The following is a 1,615-nucleotide window of genomic DNA, read 5'->3' on the forward strand; positions in this document are numbered from 1 at the left end:
GACGCAGATCGCCGACTATTTCGGGTTGCCGCGGCCGGATCTCTTCAATGCCAACAGCATGCTCTACGCCATCGCCAACATCGCGATCTGGGAGCATGTGGGCTACTTCATGATCATCTATTTTGCCGCACTGCAGGCCATTCCTGCCGATTTCGAGGAAGCGGCGGTTGTTTCGGGCGCACGCGCCTGGCAGTACGTGATCTACGTCAAGCTGCCGCTCATCCGTGGCACCATTCTCGTCACGGTGATCTTTGCCACCATTGGCGCGCTGCAGCTCTTTGCCGAGCCCTATCTGCTCGAAGCGCTTGCTCCCGCAGTGATCACCAGCAGCTACACTCCGAACATCTATGCCTACAACCTGGCTTTCGTGAACCAGGACTACAACTACTCGGCCGCCATATCCTTCGTGCTCGGCGCTGTCGTGGCGGTTGTCTCCTACGTATTTCAGCTCATCAGCGCCCGGCGGGAGAGCAAATAAATGGCAATTGTGGGCAAAACCAATTCGTCCAGGTCCTTCCGCACCAGCCGCAACATGCTGACTGCGCTGATGGCACTGTTCCTGGCCTATAGCTTCGCACCGATCGTCTATGTGTTGCTCTCCTCGACCAAGAGCAATGCCGACCTTTTCACCACGTTCGGGTTCTGGTTGGGCAACAGCTTCGCTCTGTGGGACAATCTGCAGCTCGTCTTCAGCTATCAGAATGGTATCTTCCCCACCTGGCTCTGGAACAGTTTCGTGTATTCGACCACCATTGCGGTGGGTGCGGCGCTGCTGTCGACCTGGGCGGCCTATGCATTCTCGAAATATGAATTCAGAGGCAAGAAGGCGATTTTCTCGGTCGTGCTGGGTTCCGTGATGATCCCGCAGACCGCACTCGTCGTGCCGCTGTTTCTGCTCGTCACCTCAATGGGCCTCGTCAACACCCCATGGGCTTTCATCCTGCCATCGATCGTGTCGCCGTTCGGGGTCTACTTGATGAAGTCCTATATCGATGAATCCGTGCCCAGCGAACTGATCGATGCGGCCCGCGTTGATGGTGCCAGCGAGTTCCGCATCTTCTGGAACATTTCCTTCCGCCTGATGGCGCCGGGCTTTTCCACGGTCGTGCTGCTTAATTTCGTCTGGAGCTGGAACAACTACTTCCTTCCGCTCGTGGTGCTGAATTCGTCCAGCACGCTGCCCGTCACCGTGGGGCTCGCCCAGTGGTACAAGCTCGGTGGTGGTGCCGGCGGGGCCATCCTTTATTCCATCGTCCTCACCGGTGCGGTGGTGTCCATCGTGCCCGTGGTGATCCTGTTCCTGTTCATGCAGCGCTATTGGCTGGGTGGGCTGACTACTGGCAGCGTAAAGGCGTGACCGGGGAAGGCTGCCGGTTGGTCCGGCAGCCTTGAATAGGCGCATTGGCGCGGCCGGGCGTGGGTGATATGCCCACCGGGCGTCGCTGTCACATGCGACCAATCTTCAGCGAGCCCGGCCAATTGATCATTCGTCCTACCCCGCCATTGTGGCGCCTGTTTTTCGTCTGGAGGGGGTCCGTTCTGCGCAGGACCTGGCGTGGTATTCTCGCCATGGCAGGCTTTGCGGCTCTGGTCGTTGTGGCGCATCGGCTGTTTC

Annotated in this window: 3 protein-coding genes; all 3 read left to right on the forward strand. The window is 58.7% G+C overall.

The window, feature by feature from the left end; all coding sequences use genetic code 11:
* A partial coding sequence (locus J0I64_RS09085; protein WP_291407341.1) for a carbohydrate ABC transporter permease occupies positions 1–478 on the forward strand: 478 nt, incomplete at its 5' end.
* The gene (locus J0I64_RS09090; protein WP_291407342.1) at positions 479–1,357 is read left to right on the forward strand and encodes a carbohydrate ABC transporter permease; all 879 of its coding nucleotides are present in this window, start codon (positions 479–481) and stop codon (positions 1,355–1,357) included.
* A 92-nt stretch (positions 1,358–1,449) separates the two neighbouring features.
* A partial coding sequence (locus J0I64_RS22625) for a bestrophin family ion channel (RefSeq protein WP_366933730.1) occupies positions 1,450–1,615 on the forward strand: 166 nt, incomplete at its 3' end.

Origin of the sequence: Devosia sp., from assembly GCF_017307565.1 — a bacterium.
Taxonomy (GTDB): Bacteria; Pseudomonadota; Alphaproteobacteria; order Rhizobiales; family Devosiaceae; genus Devosia.

Coding starts and splice junctions, on each gene's coding strand:
- J0I64_RS09090 (WP_291407342.1), top strand. CDS start 479: ATGGCAATTGTGGGCAAAACCAATTCGTCCAGGTCCTTCCGCACCAGC.